General features: G+C 45.5%; 13 protein-coding genes and 1 riboswitch. Of the genes, 3 read left to right on the top strand and 10 right to left on the bottom strand.

What is annotated here, in order from left to right; translation table 11 throughout:
- Positions 1-35 precede the first annotated feature (35 nt).
- Positions 36-1,874 carry a DNA ligase D gene (locus tag CYJ37_RS10845; protein WP_009795521.1) on the top strand — a complete coding sequence of 613 codons (1,839 nt, stop codon included), beginning with the start codon at positions 36-38 and terminating at the stop codon, positions 1,872-1,874.
- A 60-nt stretch (positions 1,875-1,934) separates the two neighbouring features.
- Here CYJ37_RS10845 and dapF read toward each other — a convergent pair whose 3' ends face one another.
- Positions 1,935-2,918, bottom strand: coding sequence for a diaminopimelate epimerase (gene dapF, locus CYJ37_RS10850; protein ID WP_009795520.1), 984 nt, complete (start codon positions 2,916-2,918; stop codon positions 1,935-1,937).
- Between the two features lie 158 nt (positions 2,919-3,076).
- On the opposite strand from dapF, the gene CYJ37_RS10855 reads away from it, so the two are divergent.
- Positions 3,077-3,346: a hypothetical protein gene (locus CYJ37_RS10855; RefSeq protein WP_009795519.1), complete on the top strand. Its 270-nt coding sequence runs from the start codon at positions 3,077-3,079 to the stop codon at positions 3,344-3,346.
- Positions 3,347-3,389: 43 nt separating this feature from the next.
- Here CYJ37_RS10855 and CYJ37_RS10860 read toward each other — a convergent pair whose 3' ends face one another.
- From CYJ37_RS10860 to ribD, 6 genes are all read right to left on the bottom strand, one after another.
- A complete protein-coding gene (locus CYJ37_RS10860) occupies positions 3,390-4,634 on the bottom strand; it encodes an EAL and HDOD domain-containing protein (protein WP_101549730.1) in 1,245 nt (414 codons plus the stop codon).
- Positions 4,635-5,143: 509 nt separating this feature from the next.
- Positions 5,144-6,439 carry an NCS2 family permease gene (locus tag CYJ37_RS10865; RefSeq protein WP_009795517.1) on the bottom strand — a complete coding sequence of 432 codons (1,296 nt, stop codon included), beginning with the start codon at positions 6,437-6,439 and terminating at the stop codon, positions 5,144-5,146.
- Between the two features lie 114 nt (positions 6,440-6,553).
- Positions 6,554-7,024: a 6,7-dimethyl-8-ribityllumazine synthase gene (ribH, locus tag CYJ37_RS10870; RefSeq protein WP_022544069.1), complete on the bottom strand. Its 471-nt coding sequence runs from the start codon at positions 7,022-7,024 to the stop codon at positions 6,554-6,556.
- 14 nt (positions 7,025-7,038) lie between these two features.
- On the bottom strand, positions 7,039-8,232 hold the full coding sequence (locus CYJ37_RS10875; protein ID WP_009795515.1) for a bifunctional 3,4-dihydroxy-2-butanone-4-phosphate synthase/GTP cyclohydrolase II: 1,194 nt from the start codon (positions 8,230-8,232) through the stop codon (positions 7,039-7,041).
- A 97-nt stretch (positions 8,233-8,329) separates the two neighbouring features.
- The gene (ribE, locus tag CYJ37_RS10880) at positions 8,330-8,980 is read right to left on the bottom strand and encodes a riboflavin synthase (protein ID WP_009795514.1); all 651 of its coding nucleotides are present in this window, start codon (positions 8,978-8,980) and stop codon (positions 8,330-8,332) included.
- The gene (ribD, locus tag CYJ37_RS10885) at positions 8,961-10,076 is read right to left on the bottom strand and encodes a bifunctional diaminohydroxyphosphoribosylaminopyrimidine deaminase/5-amino-6-(5-phosphoribosylamino)uracil reductase RibD (protein ID WP_009795513.1); all 1,116 of its coding nucleotides are present in this window, start codon (positions 10,074-10,076) and stop codon (positions 8,961-8,963) included. Before ribD ends, ribE begins: the two co-directional genes overlap by 20 nt.
- Positions 10,077-10,215: 139 nt before the next feature.
- Positions 10,216-10,362: riboswitch (FMN riboswitch) on the bottom strand.
- 163 nt (positions 10,363-10,525) lie between these two features.
- Here ribD and CYJ37_RS10890 point away from each other — a divergent pair.
- Positions 10,526-11,362 carry an EcsC family protein gene (locus CYJ37_RS10890; protein WP_009795512.1) on the top strand — a complete coding sequence of 279 codons (837 nt, stop codon included), beginning with the start codon at positions 10,526-10,528 and terminating at the stop codon, positions 11,360-11,362.
- 3 nt (positions 11,363-11,365) lie between these two features.
- On the opposite strand, the gene CYJ37_RS10895 is transcribed toward CYJ37_RS10890, so the two are convergent.
- The 3 genes from CYJ37_RS10895 to CYJ37_RS10905 all read right to left on the bottom strand — a co-directional run bounded on the left by CYJ37_RS10895 (position 11,366) and on the right by CYJ37_RS10905 (position 13,306).
- Positions 11,366-11,941, bottom strand: coding sequence for a TlpA disulfide reductase family protein (locus CYJ37_RS10895; RefSeq protein WP_009795511.1), 576 nt, complete (start codon positions 11,939-11,941; stop codon positions 11,366-11,368).
- Between the two features lie 174 nt (positions 11,942-12,115).
- A complete protein-coding gene (locus tag CYJ37_RS10900; protein ID WP_009795510.1) occupies positions 12,116-12,442 on the bottom strand; it encodes a four-helix bundle copper-binding protein in 327 nt (108 codons plus the stop codon).
- An 87-nt stretch (positions 12,443-12,529) separates the two neighbouring features.
- Positions 12,530-13,306: a hypothetical protein gene (locus CYJ37_RS10905; RefSeq protein WP_009795509.1), complete on the bottom strand. Its 777-nt coding sequence runs from the start codon at positions 13,304-13,306 to the stop codon at positions 12,530-12,532.
- Between the last annotated feature and the right edge of the window lie 86 nt (positions 13,307-13,392).

Consider the following 13,392-nt stretch of genomic DNA (forward strand, 5'->3'; position numbering starts at 1 on the left):
GAATTTCGAATCCTGCCGAGGAAAGGAGTGTCACAATGAAACCGATGCTTCCGAGCCTTACCTTTGATGCGCCGGATGCCAAAGGATGGTTTTATGAAGTCAAATACGATGGATTCCGGGCCATCCTTGAGTGGAATGAAAAGGGGCTTTCTCTGACAAGCAGAAATGGCAAACCGCTGCTTGAACTTTTTCCCGAAATCAGATCGTTCCTTGAAGATAACCTTCAGCTGTTTCATCCTTTCCTGCCTCTTCAATTGGATGGAGAGCTTGTTTATTTAGAAAATAAACATAAAGCCCATTTTGGTTCTATCCAAGTAAGGGGGAGAATGCGTTCAGAAATGAGGATTCTGGAAAAAGCCAGGCAATCCCCATGCCGCTTATTGATTTTTGATGCATTAAAGCTTAAAGGGAAGAGCTTATCAGCACTGGGCTACAGGGAGAGAAAGGCAGCATTGGAGAATTTCTTCACTTCAGCAAAGCTCCCGCTTGAACCTGACGAAAAAAGCACAAAGCTTCTCCAAATGATACCTGGAAATGATGATTTCAAAAATCTGTGGGAACAAGTAATCCTTCATGATGGCGAAGGAATTGTGGCGAAACAGGAGAAAAGCAAATGGGAGGAAGGCAAACGCTCAACTCTGTGGCAAAAGTATAAAAACTGGAAATATGTTTCGTGTTTTATCACAGCCTATGAAAAATCCAATGGTTATTTCTATGCAGGCGTGTATGATGGCGGAAGGATCCACCCGATCGGCCAATTTATATTCGGGCTAAAGCCTGATGAAAAAAAGGCCCTTATGGACACAATCAAAAACAACAAAAGGGAAGAAGATGACAGATTTGTTTATGTAAATCCAGGCATTTGTACAGAACTAAAGTACCTGGAGATATATGACGGACAGATGCGCGAGCCCCATTTCCACCAATTCCGCTTTGACCTGAAGCCTGAACAGTGCACCTACAGCCAGTTTGCCGAACAGCAGAAGAATCTGCCTGATGATGTAGACATCACACATCCTGACAAGCCCATCTGGGAAACACCCGCCCTTAAGAAGATAGACTTCATCCATTATCTGCGGGAAATTTCCCCATATATGCTTCCATTTTTAAAAGATCGACTTCTTACAGTCATCAGGTATCCGCACGGTATTTTCGGGGAACCATTTTACCAAAAAAACGCACCGGACTATACACCTGAGTTTGTTGAAACAAAAATGTCAGATGGAATTAATTATATTGTCTGCAATAACCTTAAGACATTTCTCTGGCTCGGCAATCAGCTTGCCTTTGAATTTCATATACCATTTCAGACCATCAAAAGCAAAGGACCGTCCGAAATCGTCTTCGATCTGGATCCGCCGTCCCGGGACGCGTTCACCCTTGCGATTAAGGCCGCCATTATGATAAAAGAAGTGCTCGATCATCTTAACCTCACATCATTTGTAAAAACATCCGGGAATAAAGGGATTCAGGTTTATATCCCGCTTCCTGACAATGCCTACACATATGATGATACACGCCTGTTCACTTCTTTCATTGCTGACTATCTGATATCCAAAGAACCGGACCTTTTCACAACTGAAAGAATGAAGAAAAACCGGGGCGGCAGACTTTATGTTGATTATATTCAGCATGCAGAGGGAAAGACGATCGTGGCACCATATTCAGCCAGAGGCAACCAGTATGCCGGTATCGCGGCACCGCTGTTTTGGGAAGAAGTCAATGACCGGCTCAGGATGGAAGAGTTCCGGGTAGATAATGTGGTAAAACGGGTCAACAAACTGGGAGACCCGCTGCAAGGCTATTTTGCCGCAAAAGATCTGCAGGCTTTTTCACCGGTGCTTGAATTTTTGAATGCAGAAAAAAAGACCTGAAGGCCTGCAGTATATTTCTTCAAAAAAAGAATGCTGCGGCCGCAGCATTCTTTTCTCTTATCATAGATATTCTTTTATTATTTCACTGGCATGTTCCTGCAGCTTCCTATACTGTTCTTCTTCTGACTCAAAATATTCCTTTTCACCCAATGTAAAAGCCTTAGGCTGAGCAGAATCCATATAGGCATTTACACGGTACATATACGTGGCGTTCCCGATCAGGTCGATTGTATAACCGCCATTTGATTCATGTGCGATACACTGGACCTTCCCGCCATTATTATACACATCCACCGGCCTTTCAAGCTTATTCATCCCTTGAAGGCAGGATACCAGGGTCGAAGCTGACATTGCAGTTCCGCAGGCATTCGTGAAGCCCACTCCGCGCTCAAAAGTCCTCACGTAAATGCTTTCCTCTTTAAGAGGCTTGATGAAGCTTACATTTACTCCATCAGGGAACAGCTCATTCGGGCCATTGACATGTTCACTGATATTTTTCTGAAGATCTGATTGGATATCATCTTTACTGCAAACCGCAATCAGATGCGGATTAGGCACAGCCAAAGCTGTGAAATGAAGTGAATCTGACAGCGAGTTTATTTTTTCATTCTTCAATGTCTCCTGATTCAGGATTAGCGGCAAATCACGAATCTGGAAGGAGACTGGTGATATTTCAACAAGATAGGTTGGAATCTCCGGGAAGATATCCGGCCGTTTTTCCACCTTCAAATCCGCTTTCATTGTTTCAATGATGGCTTCCTTTAAACCAAATAATTCACATACATAGCGGGCGACACAGCGCAGACCATTGCCGCACATTGAAGCTTCTGAGCCGTCGGCATTGAAAACCCTCATCCGGGCATCGGCTTTATCACTCTTCATTGTAAAAAGAATCCCGTCTGCCCCCAGTTCAGAATCCCGTCGGCAAAGAGCAATGGCAAGCTCCCGCCGCTGCTCTTCCGTAAACCCATAATCCTTAGATATTTCATCTATCAGCAAAAAGTCGTTGCCCGACCCATGGCATTTTAGAATTTCTATTTCCATTTCAAAACCCCCGCTTTCCCTTTAACCTGCTAAATCATCATAATAATAGATTGCCATAAATTCCTCTGAAGTTCAATAATCCTCTTATGGACATTATGAGTTAGAATACAATATGGCGGGTATTAACCCTATGTGAAGGCCGGAGGTGAGTCAAAGCGATGCAGGATTATAAGTTCAAATTTTTCATCAGCAGGGTTGAAGAGCTCGAATCAGCAAATGGGATAACAGAAAAAACAGCTTTTGTTGATACGAGGATCCTTTACGGTGAACAGGAAATATACAAAGGCTCTATCCGGGTACGCTTCAATGATCATGGTACATTTCCCAACCCTGCGGACATCATGGCTGCTGTATCCCAGAAATCTTTAAGGCAGCTTTTGGCCGCAGAAGCAAAGAGATATGTTAAACCGCAAAGACGGTGGCTCTAACGAAGAAAGCGCCGCAAACCGGCGCTTTTGAAGTATGCTGCAATTATATGTAAAGAGATTCCTCTGAAAGCAGACTATTGGTCCATGCTATAGAATCGGCATATATCCGAAAAAGAGCATTCTCTTCTATATCAAGGCATCTGCTTTTTTCACTGATCAGCTTCCAGTCAGCCTTCTCAACAGCGACCGCAAGATCCAGCACATCTTTAAGAGGATTTTTGATGCCCCTAAGCGCATCCCCTATTTCGTCCTGCAGCGGCAGATCAGTCAATATATCTTCCATTGATGCCCCCAGGATGCTGTCCATCATTGAAAACATTCCTGTCAAAAAATACTGCGCATTCAAAGCCCCCTTTTTCCTTAGAACGGCAACAGATTCAGCCATCTTCGCCCTTATTAGGCAAATCCTGATTGTTTCCTTCTGGACTGCCTTCTTTTCCAAGGTAGACTCCCTGACAGCAAGCACATATATCCACTTTTGGATTTCATTCAGCCCCAGCAGAACCGTTGCCTGCCTGATACTGTTTATCTTGTGCTTTGGCCTGAAAGCCGGTGAGTTGATCAGCCTAAGCAGCTTATAAGAAAGCGATAAATCTCTTTCAATCAGATTTGATATCAAATCTATGCTTGGATCAGCAGTTGAGAGATTATGAATCATTTCGTAATAAGAATGAAAATAGGTCGGAACATCATAAGTTGATACAATTTCAGGCTTTTCAAAGAAGTAGCCTTGAAAATAATCATAGCCCCTTCTTCTCGCATCCTCAAACTCAGCTCTTGTTTCGACTTTTTCCGCAACCATTTTAAGCTTGAGCTTTTTGGCTTCCCGCTCAATCCTCTCCCTCATGCCGGCTGAAGAAGCGAGAAAATCCACTTTAATAATATCTGCATACTCTAGCAGCTGCTTTGAAAAAGGATTGTTTTCCTTGAAGGCGTAATCATCAAGCGCAATCTGATACCCCAGGCTTTTCAGTTCCCGGCAGATATCAATCAGATGGCTGCTGGGCTCTACCGTTTCCAGTATTTCCACAACAATTTCCCTTGGCCTGAAATAGGTCGGGAGCCGGAGTTTGAGCAGATTTTCTGTAAAATTAATAAAACAGGGTTTGCCTTCGGACAGCCTGTCGATTCCTATATTCAAGAAACTATTTATAATGACGTCGGCGGTCGCCTGGTCGCCGTTAATAAGGGGGAATTCGTTCACCTGGCTGCTTCTGTACAGCAATTCATAAGCGAATACTTCTTCCTTAGTGTTAAAAATCGGCTGCCTCGCAACAAAGACTTCCATTCTATAACCTCCGCTGTTATTCCAAATGTTAGGTTGTCTTTATTTTAAAACAATTTTTGCCAGTATGTCTGTCGAAGTTTGTAGAATGGTATATTTATTCGTTAAAAAAGACACCCTATTAGATGCCAAATATTAAAACTAGAAATGTTTTACCTTTTAATCGGGCTGTTGTTTTCCGTTCCAGGCACTTCGCTTTCCGCGGGGCGGCGCTGAGCCTCCTCACGCTTCGCGCAGCGGGGTCTCAGCTCTGCCGCTAAAATCCCGCAGGAGTCTACGTGCCTTCCACTGCAAACAACAGGGTTTTCAAAGTTTTATTTATACCTGTAACAAGATGGCAGGCAAAACAAAAATCTTTAAGCAGTGAGATTATGATCTTCTTTTAAATTGCCAGATTGTCATTCTTACTCTAAATATCTCAATATAGGCAAAAAAAGGGTACGGAATGTGTTAATTCCGTACCCTTTTTTTTACATAGTGAACGCCAATGATAATGGCGCTTTTTTTAGAAATCAGCTGATGACATGAAAAACGAAGTTTGCCAGGAATAGTCCTGCGATTACATACAGTGCGACGGAGACTTCCTTCGCCCTTCCGATCGCGATCTTGAGGATCGGATACAGGATGAACCCGACGGCTATTCCGTCTGCGATGCTGTAGGTAAAAGGAATCATCGCTATGATGAAGAACGCAGGAAAGCTTTCACTCATATCCTTCATATCAAGATTGCGGATATTTTGGAGCATCAATCCGCCGATGATGATGAGGATAGGGGCAATCGCACTGTTAGGAATCAGCTTGATTACCGGAATGAAGAAAGCTGAAAGCATGAACAGAAGCCCTGTAGCCACTGTCGTAAGCCCAGTCCTGCCTCCTGCAGCCATGCTGGCTGCACTTTCGACGGTCGAAACCGTCGGACTTGTTCCGAAAAGGCCGGAAAGCAGTGCAGATACGGAATTTGCCTGAAAAGCCCGCTTGAAACGTTCCGGCTTGCCGATGAACGAAACATGGCCGTGAACCAGGCCGATATTTTCAAACACCAGGACCATGGTCAGCGAGAATACTGCCACCCAGAACGTTATGGAAAAGAAGCTTTCAAAGGACATTGCCCCGAAAACATCCAGATAATCGCCAAAAGAAAAAGAAGATTCTTTTGCCTGCGATACATCAATATTTCCGAACAGCAAGGCAATGAGCGTCCCCGCAGCAACAGTGATCAGAAAATTTCCCGGGACATTCCGCATAAACAGAACTATTGCCAGCAGGAATGTAATGATCGTCGCCAGCACCTGCGGATCTCCCAGATTGCCTAAAGCAATGAGCGAGTTGGTGCCTTTTTCCACAATGCCGCCCTTTTCAAGCCCAATCAGCATCAGGAATAACCCAAGGCCTACAGTGATAGCTTCCTTAAGCGACTGCGGAATGGCTGCACTCAGGCTTCCTGCAAAACGCGAAAAAGCAACGAATGCAAATACCATTCCGGAAACAAATACAACCGCCAGCGCTTCCTGCCATGAAAGCCCCATAGACTGCACGAGTGTGTAAGAAAACAGGGCATTGATTCCCATTCCAGGCACAAGAAGGATCGGTACATTCGCCCAGAATCCCATCAGGAAGCAGCCGACAACTGACGTGATGATGGTTGCCATGATGGCAGCTTCCAAAGGTATTCCGGCTTCCGAAAGGATGAGCGAATTGACGGCTATGATATACACAATGGTAAAAAAGCCGATAGCACCCGCCATCACTTCCTTCTTGAAGCTTGTTTCATTGGCATCAAGCTGGAATAATTGATTTAGCATTTTCATTAGTATTACCTATTCTGTTGTATAGCCCTCTCCCTACCCGCTCTCCCTGATAAACAGGTGAGCCACAAGGATATATTTTAGCAGACATTGAGTTCTCTGCCAATAGGAGACTCCTTAATTGGCCATTTCCCTGTAGAGATTCCCCATTTCTATCGCTCCTGCGGCAGCCTCCCAGCCTTTGTTTCCAGCTTTCGTTCCGGCACGTTCAATCGCCTGTTCAATCGTATCGACAGTCAGGACACCGAAGATGACAGGGATTCCGCTTGACATGCTGATTGAAGCCACTCCTTTTGATACTTCGCTGCTTACATAGTCGAAATGCGGTGTAGCTCCCCTGATGACAGTCCCTAGCGTTATGACGCTGTCATACTTTCCGGAATCGGCCATTTTCTTAGCCGCAAGAGGGATTTCAAAGGCTCCCGGCACCCACACGACCGTTACATCTTCCTCTGCAACACCGTGCCTTTTCAAGCTATCCTCTGCTCCAGACAGAAGCTTCCCGGTTATAAATTCATTGAACCTTGAAACAACAATAGCTATTTTAAGCCCAGTACCTACCAGATTTCCTTCAATCACTTTTTTCATCGTATTTTCCTCCATTAAAAAGTCAGCATATGACCTAATTTTGTTTTTTTGGTTTTCATATAGTTTTCATTATCTTTTTTAGACGGAAGCTGAAGCTGTACCCTTTCTGATACTTCCAGCCCATACCCTTCAAGGCCGGCGATTTTTCTGGGGTTATTCGTCAGGAGGCGCATCTTCCTTACGCCCAGGTCCCGGAGTATCTGTGCACCTATCCCGTAATCACGGAGATCATCCTTGAATCCGAGCATGTGGTTGGCCTCCACTGTGTCATAGCCTTCCTCCTGCAGCTTGTAAGCCTTCATTTTATTGATAAGGCCAATGCCCCTTCCCTCCTGGCGCATATACAGGAGAATACCTGACCCGGCTTCTTCTATTTGCTTGAGGGCTGCTTCAAGCTGAGGGCCGCAGTCACAGCGGTTCGAACCAAACACATCTCCGGTCAGGCATTCTGAATGCACCCTCAGAAGCACAGGCTCCTCTTCTGAAATTTCTCCCTTTACAAGGGCAATATGCTCTTTGCCATCCAGTTTATTTGTATAGCCAACCGCTTTGAATTGTCCATACTCAGTAGGAAGCGATATCTCCGCCTCTCTTTTAACGAGAGAATCATGTTCAAGACGGTACTCTATCAGGTCTTTGATAGTAATCATCTTTAGATTGAATTTCTCGGCCATTTCTTTCAGGTCATCCACTAATGCCATGGAGCCATCGTCCTTCATGATTTCACAGATGACTCCTGCTGGCTTTGCCCCGGCCAGACGAGCCAGGTCAACTGCCGCCTCTGTATGGCCTGCCCTCCTTAGGACACCGCCTTCTTTGGAAATCAAAGGAAATACATGTCCAGGACGGGCAAAATCTTCAGGAACCGAGCTTTCATCGAGAAGTTTTTCGATGGTCTGTGCCCTTTCAAATGCGCTGATGCCTGTCTTCGTCTCCTTATAATCAACACTGACTGTGAAAGCTGTACCATGGCTGTCTGTATTAACATCAACCATGGGATGGAGGCCGAGCCTGACTGCAAGCTCCTCTGTTACTGGCATGCAAATCAGACCCCTCCCCTCCTTTGCCATGAAGTTAATGGTTTCCGGCCCGGCAAACTCAGCAAGAGCAACCAGATCGCCTTCGTTTTCCCGGTCTTCATCATCACTTACAATCACAGGCCGGCCTTTCTTTAGTTCTGCAATAGCGTCTTCGATTGTATTGAACATGGTTACAGCTCTCCTTTGGTTAAGGTCAGATTTTTCCCCATTCATTCCTGGGTGAAAGACATGCCTTCTTTTATTGCTTAAGCTAGTTATCACGCTGTCACAAAAAGCCGTTTTCCCTCAGAAGCGCCTCTGAAACAGTTTTCTTTTCCGGCTTGGCGGCAGCCTTATTCATAAAGCTGTAAATATATTTCCCAAGCATATCAAACTCAAGATTCACAGTTTCCCCTGCTTCCTTCCCTCCCAGGATCGTATGACCTGCGGTATGGGGAATAAGCGAGACTGTCAGGGAAGAAGCTCCCGCTTCAAAAATGGTCAGCGAAACACCATCTACAGCTATGGAACCTTTGTCCACTGGCAAATGGGACCATTCCTCCGGCACTTCGATTTCATAATAGATGGCATTTTCTTCATGCCTTTTTCTAATGATCCTGCCTCTGGCATCTATATGCCCTGATACCAAATGCCCCCCAAATCGGCCGCCAGCTTTCATGGCTCTTTCAAGATTTACAGGGCTATTGCGCTTCAATTCGGCAAGGCTGGTAGAATGGTATGTTTCAGGCATAACATCAGCGCTGAATTTTCTCTCGGTAAAATCAGTGATTGTCAGGCAAACGCCATTTACGGCAATGCTGTCGCCAATCCCCGCATCTTCAAGTATCCTGCCGGCGGATATGCTGAGCTTTAAAGTTTTACCCTGGTGGACAATCTGTTCAACCCTGCCGACTTCCTCAATTAATCCTGTGAACATGATGGCCCTCCTCCGGCTGCGGCACCGCAATAATTTTCAGGTCCGGACCGATGCGTTCGGCCGATTTAAATGCCAAAGGAGTGGATTGATCCATTGAAGAGATCCCTTCTCCCCCGATGAATGGGACAGCTTTTCTTCCCCCTATGATTTTGGGGGCTGCATACAGAATGATCTGCTGAAATAGCCCTTCCTTAATGAAAGAAGCATGGATTTCAGAACCGCCTTCAACAAAGACAGAAAGAATCTGCCTTGTTCCTAATTCCTCAAGCACCTTGCCTGCTGGCACCTCTTCCTCAGGAAAATGTACAAGCTCCGTGCCCAGAGCTTTGATTTGCTCCGCCTTGCTGTTGTCATAATTGCTGCCGGTAAAAATGATGACCGGCGCTTTTTGATCATGCAGGATAGCTGCATCACCGGGGATCCTTAATGTGGAATCCAGTATTACTCTAATAGGGTTTTTTCCGCCTCGGGGCAGTCTGGCGGTAAGCTGGGGGTTGTCATGGATGACTGTGTTTACGCCCGTCAATATTGCGTCATGTTCATGTCTTAACCGGTGTACATCTTCCCTGGATTCTGGAGAGGTAATCCATTGGCTGTCACCAGTGTTCGCTGCTGTTTTGCCGTCGAATGATGCGGCGGCCTTTATCGTTACATATGGCCTGCTGGTCCTCATGAAATGAAAGAATGCGCTATTTATTTCTTCCGCTTCTTCCCGCCTGATTCCAACTTCCACTTCTATCCCTGCTGCTTCAAGCTTGGCAATCCCGCGGCCGGCGACAATCGGGTTGGGATCTATTGAGGCAATGACCACCCTCTTGATCCCCGATTCGATGATCAGGTCTGCACAGGGAGGAGTCTTTCCATGATGGCTGCATGGTTCGAGTGTTACGTAGATCTCTGCTCCCCTGGCAAGTCCATCCGCCATCCGGATGGCATGGACTTCAGCATGCTGGGTGCCAGCCTTTAAATGAGCCCCCATCCCTGCAATCTGCCCATCTTTTACCACAACGGCGCCGACACATGGATTGGGACTGGTCTGCCCGATTGTTTTCCTGGCCAGGGACAGGGCCAGATCCATATAATCTTCATCTGTCATATGTACACCCTCTTTTCCTATCGTTCAATTTTTTCTCTCCAGAAAAAACAGCAGGCCCCGTACAGAATTAGTACGGGGCCAAATTAGACATGACGAAATAAGCGTTCAAAACACAATGTTAAAAACGCGGTTCATACATCCATTCCTTCTCCCATCCAGACTATAACTGTCGGCTTTGGAATTTCACCAAATCCACCGTCTTCACTAAGCGTAAAGCCGGGTCACGGACTAAGAGGCATGCCTCATCACCGCCGGTTGGGACTTTCACCCGACCCCGAAGGAATATTATATTTATAATATTAAAGGCATCTTATCATGAATTATCTCTTACGACAATTCAGAGAACTTATGAGCCGCTAAAATTAATTAAAATAGTGCTTTTGCACTGAAACCTTTGGATGGGGACAAACGTATTATGACTATTACAATCAGAAAGGAATATTACAACAATGCAGGAGACCAAACAAGAGCTGCAGTCTGAGCTGCAGAAATGCCAGGAATGGGAAGCTGATCAAAGCGGCCTATGGTTTTGGGAAAAAATCGGCAGGCTCCCATTTAAGGTGCTGGACAAGCTGACCCCGGCCATCATTCAAAAAAAGATGGGTGTTATGCTTGATGAGCTCGGCAGCTATATACAGACGGGCGGCAGCTATTTAAGCACCTCTAATTCCATTAAATCTTATTATCCGGGGCGGAATGTAAATACTCTTGAAGATACTGCTGTACTTTCAATCAAGGAGATGGACGGAGCAGCAGAAAAGCTGACAGGCTCCAGGAAGAAGCTTGCAGCCATTCAGGGGGCAGGGACAGGGTTTGGAGGATTGTTTACTTTAAGCCTTGATATTCCAGTTCTTCTCGGGATGCAGCTGAAGACCCTTCAGGATATTGCCATCTGCTATGGCTATGATCCGAAAAGCAAGAAAGAACGACTGTTCATCGTCAAGGCGCTGCAATTTGTATCTGCTGACATCGTTGGCAAGCAGGCTATTCTCAGGCAGCTTTCCGACATCGATTCGCCGGAAGAGGATGTACAGCGGGAAATCGCATCTGAGATCCAGGGATGGCGTGAAGTTGTCTTTGCTTATCGTGATCAGTTTGGCTGGAAGAAGCTTTTTCAGATGGTGCCGATTGCAGGGCTTGTCTTCGGTGCATTCATCAACCGCTCAGCAGTCGGGGATATCGGGGAAGCGGGCATGATGCTTTACAGAAAGAGGAAGATCAAGGAACGCCTGCAGGCAGCATCATCTGATATTTTGCCGACAGATACAGAAGAAAGGCTTCCATGAACATCATGGAAGCCTTTTGCTTTCTTTCTCTATAAAATCCTTATCCACAGCGCCCATAACCCTGCTTCTGATAATTCCGTCAGAATCTATAAAAAAGCTGGTCGGATAAGCCATAATCTCATACTCCCCCATGACCTGTCCCTTCACATCAAGCGGAATGGGAAAGGTAAGACCGTGGTCCTTTACAAAGTCCATTTCATCGCCTTTGTTCTTTTCAATAAATGTCATGTTGACAGCCAAGATTTCAAAATCCCCGATTGCTTTTTCTTCGTAAAGCTCCTGCATATCAGGCATTTCGGCCTTACAGGGCGGGCACCAGCTTGCCCAAAAATTAAGAAAAACCCTCTTGCCTTTATAATCACTGAGGCTCACTGTTTTTCCCTCTAAATCAGTCAGAGTAAAGTCCGGTGCTTTATTGCCCGGTTCAATCCCCACCGCTATTTCCTCCGGATTCTCCAGCCTTTCATATTTTTCAGCCGGCAGCACCTTGTTTACGACCCCTTTATCCTTTAAGAACGTCTTATCAATAACGAATAAAGCCAGCAAAATGATCCCTGCAACAAGAAGAAACTTTTTCATTCTACACCTCGGGCTATTATTAGCATTCTTATATGTCCTTAGCAGGCCTAAGCTGCATAGGCTTGAATATTCGTGCTAGAACACCATTTTAATATGCTATGTGATCTAAGTAAACAGGCGGCAATAAAAAAACCGGCACGCCGGCCGGATTGTGTTTGTCTATTTCGTGTCCCTTCAAGCAGCAAGCTTTCTGCATTCTTCTGCACAAATATAGCATTTTTCTGCAGAGTTCATGCAATGAGCTTGTTCAAACTGCTTGCATTGTTCTGCACATTGATCAACTATCCTTGAACAGAGCAGAGTATATTTTTTTATAAAATCGCTATCTGACTCAAGCGCCTTGATTGTCAGCGCGCAAATATCGGCACTGTCTCTGTACAGCCTGATTGCCTCAGACTTTTTCCCGGCATCTGCTTCTTCCAGGGTTTTCTTAAAGGAAACCTCGCATGCTTCCAGGCAATCCAGACACGCTTTGATGCAATTTTCATAGCTGTTATCCATCACTTTATCCTCCGCTCTTTTGCAGTATACGATCTTAGTGATAGATTCCCATATATAAGCACTTCAAAACCTGACTGCTTGCGATCATCATCCGTCAGCAAACAGCTTAGCGATTGCTGCCAATGCCAAAATCCTCTCTTTCGGTCCGGCATTGTCATTAAATGCCATAACCTCCATATTAGGATTTTGAAATTTCTCAGCCCAGCTTACAGGCATCAGACCCTTTTTGTAGCTCATCAATTCTTTCCCGCCATCCCATCCAATCCTGCAATCCAGGAAAAACTTTTCCCTTCGAACGGAAAGCGTCTTCTGGCGGAATCGTATGACAGCCGATCCTCCTGGTTTATGAATAAATTGCATCGTCCCAATATAGCGGCGGTCAGCCCTGAAAATATCCACTTTATTCTTCCTCGACAGAAAAAGGATCATCAGGTTGCCTGATCGATTGTATAATCCGTATTCCCGCTGAAATGACCTGGAAAGAAAAGAGGGGCAAAGTTTCCCTAGTAAGGTCACGTACGAATCTCTCAGTTCTCCAGCGAGCTGGCCGTCAGGGGTAAATAAGACCATTCTTAAAGAAGCAGAAGGAAGATGGGAAACCAGCAGATGATTTTCTTCCAATAGCTTCCCGTGATATTGGCAGCTGTCCAGCCTGTCCACCGCTCTTGACCTTGCCTGATGGAGCACACTCATCTGATAGCAGCCAAAGCTGTACAAAAGAAAAGGCACAGCTGCCAGCACCAGCTCCCTGCCCGGCAGCATAACCAGGCAGGCCGGAAGGATGAAAAATAGAGGCACTAGTGCTGCCAGGCTGCTGTTAAGAGATAGATCTGCTAATCGGCTGTAATGCTTTTGGATATTCATCAGCAAGTCTCCCGTGAAGAATTTGGTTGCGGTTCTGCTTCAAATTACTACTGCTCTTTAATTCTATTAAACTCTGCGGGAAATCA

Origin of the sequence: Bacillus sp. UMB0728, from assembly GCF_002858875.1 — a bacterium.
GTDB classification, from domain to species: domain Bacteria; phylum Bacillota; class Bacilli; order Bacillales; family Cytobacillaceae; genus Bacillus_AB; species Bacillus_AB infantis.